The organism is Bradyrhizobium sp. SHOUNA76, assembly GCF_023006445.1.
Lineage (GTDB): Bacteria > Pseudomonadota > Alphaproteobacteria > Rhizobiales > Xanthobacteraceae > Bradyrhizobium.
Genome location: NZ_JALBHA010000445.1, coordinates 1 through 5,450, shown reverse-complemented (window position 1 = coordinate 5,450; position 5,450 = coordinate 1). Strand labels below are relative to the sequence as shown.

The 5,450-nt window shown below is 65.3% G+C and carries 3 protein-coding genes and 2 pseudogenes; 2 read left to right on the top strand and 3 right to left on the bottom strand.

Annotation, left to right across the window (positions count from 1 at the left end; translation table 11 throughout):
* The 3 genes and pseudogenes from MOV74_RS30310 to MOV74_RS30300 all read right to left on the bottom strand — a co-directional run.
* Positions 1–233, bottom strand: a pseudogene (locus MOV74_RS30310) (acetyl-CoA C-acyltransferase); the annotation flags it as partial.
* Positions 234–305: 72 nt separating this feature from the next.
* Positions 306–2,096: an acyl-CoA dehydrogenase C-terminal domain-containing protein gene (locus MOV74_RS30305; RefSeq protein ID WP_246930428.1), complete on the bottom strand. Its 1,791-nt coding sequence runs from the start codon at positions 2,094–2,096 to the stop codon at positions 306–308.
* Positions 2,097–2,180: 84 nt separating this feature from the next.
* On the bottom strand, positions 2,181–2,564 hold the full coding sequence (locus tag MOV74_RS30300; RefSeq protein ID WP_246930426.1) for a nuclear transport factor 2 family protein: 384 nt from the start codon (positions 2,562–2,564) through the stop codon (positions 2,181–2,183).
* Between the two features lie 199 nt (positions 2,565–2,763).
* Here MOV74_RS30300 and MOV74_RS30295 point away from each other — a divergent pair, with 199 nt between their 5' ends.
* On the top strand, positions 2,764–3,354 hold the full coding sequence (locus MOV74_RS30295) for a PadR family transcriptional regulator (RefSeq protein ID WP_246930424.1): 591 nt from the start codon (positions 2,764–2,766) through the stop codon (positions 3,352–3,354).
* Positions 3,355–3,623: 269 nt separating this feature from the next.
* A pseudogene (locus MOV74_RS30290) lies at positions 3,624–5,450 on the top strand (hypothetical protein); the annotation flags it as partial.

Here is a 5,450-nt window from a genome sequence, read left to right as displayed (position 1 = left end):
AGACCGGCCTTCAGCGCGGCGAAGCCCGCGATGTCGGAGCCGGCCTCGCCGACCGGATCGACCACGCCGAGCACGACGTCGTCGACGGAATCCTCAGGCAAATTGTTGCGGTCCTTCAGCGCCTTCAGCGGCACGGTCGCGAGCGCGAGCGCCGTGACTTCGTGCAGCGCACCGTCCGCCTTGCCGCGGCCACGCGGGGTTCGGACGTGATCGTAGATATAGGCATCTGCCATGGGAGCCTCCTGATTGCAGTTATTGTCGCGGCGACCGCTGCGCGGTCGCGATCGCTGGTGAAGCGGAAAGCCTCAGAACGCTTCCGCCGGCAATTCCATGATGGTGGCGCAGCCGGCCTGGATGCGCGCGAGATTGGCGGCGGTCTCCGGCAGCATCCGCTCCATGAAGAAACGGCCGGTGACGAGCTTGGTCGAGAGATAGGGCGTCGCCCCGCTCTCGGCAATCTTGGCATTCGTCACCTTCGCCATCTTCGCCCACATGTAGCCGAGCGCGACGAAGCCGAAGAGATGCAGGTAATCGGTTGCGGCAGCGCCGGCATTATCAGGCTTTGCCATCGCGTTCTGCATCAGCCAGGTCGTGGCCTGCTGGAGATGGCCGAGCGAGGCCGAAAGCGGGGTGATGAAGGGCTTCAGCGCCTCGTCGCCGCCATTCTCCTTGGCGAAGGCCATGACCTCGCCGAAGAACGCCATGATGGCGCGGCCGCCGTCGCGCGGCAGCTTGCGGCCGACGAGGTCCAGCGCCTGGATGCCGTTGGCGCCTTCATAGATCATCGCAATACGCGCATCGCGCACGAACTGCTCCATGCCCTGCTCGGCGATATAGCCGTGGCCGCCATACATCTGCTGCGCCTGCACCGCGTTGGCAAAGCCGTAATCGGTGAGGAAGCCCTTCAGCACCGGGGTCATCAGGCCCATGTGATCGTCGGCGGCCTGGCGGTCCTTCGGGTCTTCGGAGCGATGAGCGACGTCGCTCTTCAGCGCGGTCCACATCACGAAGGCACGCGCGGCCTCGTTGAAGGCGCGGATCGAGAGCAGCGTGCGGCGCACGTCGGGATGCACGATGATCGGGTCGGCCTGCTTGTCCGGCGCCTTGGCGCCGGTGAGCGCGCGGCCCTGGATGCGCTCGCGGGCATAGGCGACCGCGTTCTGATAGGCGACCTCGGATTGCGCGAGGCCCTGCACGGCGACGCCGAGCCTGGCCTCGTTCATCATCACGAACATGCCCTGCATGCCCTTGTTCTCTTCGCCGATCAGCCAGCCGGTGGCGTTGTCGTAGTTCATCACGCAGGTGGAATTGCCGTGAATGCCCATCTTGTGCTCGATCGAGCCGCAGACGACGCCGTTGCGCGCGCCCACCGAACCGTCCGCGTTCACCAGGAACTTCGGCACCACGAACAGCGACACGCCCTTGATGCCGGCGGGCGCGCCCTCGATGCGGGCGAGCACGAGGTGAATGATGTTGGGGGCGAGATCATGCTCGCCGGCCGAGATGAAGATCTTGGTGCCCGTGATCTTGAAGCTGCCGTCGGCCTGGCGCACCGCCTTGGTGCGCAGCATGCCGAGATCGGTGCCGCAATGCGGCTCGGTCAGGTTCATGGTGCCGGTCCATTCGCCCGCCACCATCTTCGGCACGTAGGTCTGCTTTTGCTCGGGCGTGCCGTGGACGATCAACGCCGCGGTCGCGCCCATGGTCAGGCCGCCATACATCGAGAACGCCATGTTGGCGGAGATCTGGAATTCGTTCACCGCCTGGCTCAGCGTCACCGGCAGGCCCTGGCCGCCGAATTCGGTCGGCGCCGACAGACCGAGCCAGCCGCCCTCGGCGACTTGCATGAAGGCGTCCTTGAAACCCTTCGGCGTGGTGACGCTGCCGTCATCGGCACGCTTGCAGCCTTCGAGATCGCCGACGCGATTGAGCGGCTGCAGCACCTCTTCGGCGAGCTTGGCGGCTTCGCCGAGGATGGCTTCGCGCACATCGCTCGACGCATCGGAGAAGCCGGCGAGATTATCGTAGCGGTCGATCTGGAAGACGTCGTTGAGCAGGAAGTTCACGTCTTCGACGGGGGCTTTGTAGATCGGCATGGTGGTCTCCCGGCATGGGGCTTGAAGTGATGAGGCGCAGCCTTTGCCCGCGAGCTTAGCGGGTTCGGCAACCTCAGGGCAGGGTCATGATTGGGCGGCAAGCTGCTCCGCCATCAGGCGGTGCAGCATGTTGATCGCCTTGAGCGGACGCACCATCACCTTGAAATGGGTGATGCGTCCCTCGGCATCAAAGCTGATGATGTCGACGCCGTTGATCTCGATGCCGTCGATGACATTCTTGAATTCGAGCACCGCACCAGTGTCGCTGCGCCATTCACCGACATAGGTGAAACCTGGGCCGCCGAGCACCTTCTCGGCGCTGGAGAGGTATTTGAAGGTGATGTCGCGGCCACGCTGCGGCGAATGCACGACGGGGCTTTCGAACACGGCATCGGGGTGCAGCAGATCCCAGAGCGCGGCGCGGTCATGGGACTTCATGTAGGCGTACCAGGAATCGAGGCCGGTCATGCTCAGGTGCCTCCCTAGGGCAAAGGCAAAAAGTGCGAAAACAACCCCATGCACAGTAGCGAGGAGATTGATTTCGCTGGATTTTTCAGTCGGACCTGTGACCGGCCCGCAAGCTGCCTCATATGCACATTGACGCATATGCGCCGATACGCATAAAGTCAAGCTGGTTGGTTAGGATCGAAGAAGAAGGAGGCCGGCCATGGCGCTGGGCGACGCAATCCTCGCATGCCTGACGGAACGTCCGATGACGGGTTACGAGCTCGCCAAGACATTCGATTCCTCGATCGGCTTCTTCTGGAAGGCCGACCACCAGCAGATCTACCGCGAGCTCTCCAAGCTGCGCGACCGCGGCCACATCCAGGGCCGGGAGGTCGTGCAATCAGGCAAGCCCAACAAGCTGGTTTATACGCTTACGCCCGAGGGTAGAACAGCGCTGCGGCACTGGGCCGCGCGGCCAAGCACGCCAGCCTCGACCAAGGATGACCTCCTGGTCCGCCTCCACGCCCTCGACAGCATCGACATCGAGCCGCTGCGCACCGACCTGATGGCGCGCCTGGAGCACCACCGCGACCGCCACGCCAATTACGAGCGCATCCTGAAGAAGCGTTTCCCGGACGGAACGGCGGAAGGCAGGCTCGACCTCGGCAACCTGCTCCTGCTCCGCTTAGGGGCTCGGCACGAGCAGATGGTGGCCGACTTCTGCGAAGAGACACTGGAGGCGCTCTCGGCGATGAGCGGCAAGGCCAGCGTGGTGCCGCTGGAAGACGGCAAGCGAGAGGGGAAGGGCTGAGCGGCATTGGCGGTGTTAGTCACCTCTCCCGCTTGCGGGAGCGGTCGCGCCGAAGGAGCGGGGGAGGAGCGCACCAGTTCCGGGGTTGGCATCGCCGCCCAACTTTAAGACACCGGCGACGCGTTCCTTAACCCGTTATTTACCGTAACGGACAAAAGTCGGTTTTCGAGGCAGACGACCTGCGCCAAATTCGGTTGTGTTTACAACTGGCGCGCGTGGGGAGGCTGGAGGCGCCGGGTGGGGCGCCGGAGTCGGAACCGGACAGAGTCATGAATTCGCGCGTATCGTGGAGTGTTGACGGCATCGACCCATCCGTCCGGGAGCGGGCCGAAGCTGCTGCGCGCAGAGCCGGCATGTCACTCAACGATTGGCTGAACTCCACGCTCGGCGAAACTGCGCCACCGAACTTTCGCGCACCTTACGACCAGCGTCAGCAAGCGCCCCACGCTCCTCCGAGCCAAGCACCGAGTCAGGAGAGCCGCGAAGTCGCCGACATCCACCAACGGCTCGACGCGATCACCCAGCAGATCGAACGGATCGCGAAACCCGCGCAGCGCCAGGACGCTTCACGACAGGACGCTTCACGACAGGACGCTTCGCGCGAGCAGGGCGTCGCGCGCCAGCTCAACGATGCGATCTCGCGGCTCGACGCGCGGCTGTCGCAGATCTCGAAGCCGCAGCAGCCTCAGCCGCCGCGGCCGGCACCTTCACCTGCACCGTCTCCGGTCGAGACGCGACAGCGCCAGGCCGATATGGTCGAGCGTGCGGCAGCGCAGGTCTATCGCAACGCCCCTCCCCTGAGCCCCGCTTCGTTCGACGTCGCCGTCGCCGAGATCACCGCGCGGCAGAGCGAGCTCGACGGCTTCACGCCGCGGCAGATGCCGCCGCGTGCCGCGCCCTCCATTGCGCCCAATGCGGCTCCCTTCGCGCCCCCCATGACATCAATGGCGGCGCCACCCGCGCCTGCCTATGCTCCGCCGCCACCGCAAGCAGGGCCTGATTTCTCATCGCTCGAGCGCCATCTGCTCAAGATCACGAGCCAGATCGAATCGCTCCAGCGCCCTGACAATACCGAGCAGGCGATCAACGCCTTTCGCAGCGAGCTTGCCGAGATCCGCACCGCCATCACCGAGGCGATGCCACGCCGTGCGATCGAATCGATCGAGAACGAGATCCGCTCGCTGCATCGGCGCATCGACGAGACGCGTTCCAGCGGCACCGACGGCCAGGTGCTGTCGGGCATCGAGCACGCACTGTCCGACATCAAGCAGGTGCTGCGCACGCTGACGCCGGCCGAGCAGCTCACCGGCTATGACGAGGCGATCCGCAATCTCGGCGCCAAGCTCGATCTGATCCTGCGCGCCAATGACGATCCCTCGACGGTGCATCAGCTCGAAAGCGCGATCTCGGCGCTGCGCGGCATCGTCTCCAACGTCGCGTCCAACGAAGCGCTGGCACGCCTGTCCGAAGACGTGCAGCTGCTGTCGTCCAAGGTCGACCAGGTCACCCGCGCCTCCGGCCAGGGCGACAGCTTTGCAGTGCTGGAGCAGCGCATTGCGGCGCTCACCGCGGCGCTGGAAACCCGCGAGCGGCCCCAGCCATCCGAAAGCACCGAGCATCTCGAATCCGCCATCCGCGCGCTGTCGGACCGCTTCGACCGCATGCAGGTCGGGAACGATTCGGCCTCGACCTTCGCGCATCTCGAACAGCGTGTCTCGTATTTGCTGGAGCGGATCGAAGCCGCCTCCGACCCGCGCAACGGCAATTTGAGCCGCGTCGAGGACGGGCTGCACGACATTCTGCGGCACCTGGAGCGGCAGCAGGCGACTTACTCCGCACTGGCGGAGAGCCGCAGCTCCGCGCCGCCGGCCGATTCCGGAATGGTCGATCTCGTCAAGCGCGAGCTGTCCGACATCCGCTTCAGCCAGGCCGAGACCAACCGGAGCACCCAGGACTCGCTCGACGCCGTCCATAGCGCGCTCGGCCATGTCGTCGATCGCCTCTCCATGATCGAGGGTGATCTGCGCGCGGTGCGGACCGCGCCGCCGACCCCTGCGCCGCAGCCCATGCCGATGCCGATGGCCGCGCCCATCGAG

Excerpts from the sequence above, each read along its gene's own strand:
- MOV74_RS30305 (WP_246930428.1), bottom strand. The coding sequence starts at position 2,096 with ATGCCGATCTACAAAGCCCCCGTCGAAGACGTGAACTTCCTGCTCAAC.
- MOV74_RS30295 (WP_246930424.1), top strand. The coding sequence starts at position 2,764 with ATGGCGCTGGGCGACGCAATCCTCGCATGCCTGACGGAACGTCCGATG.
- MOV74_RS30300 (WP_246930426.1), bottom strand. The coding sequence starts at position 2,564 with ATGACCGGCCTCGATTCCTGGTACGCCTACATGAAGTCCCATGACCGC.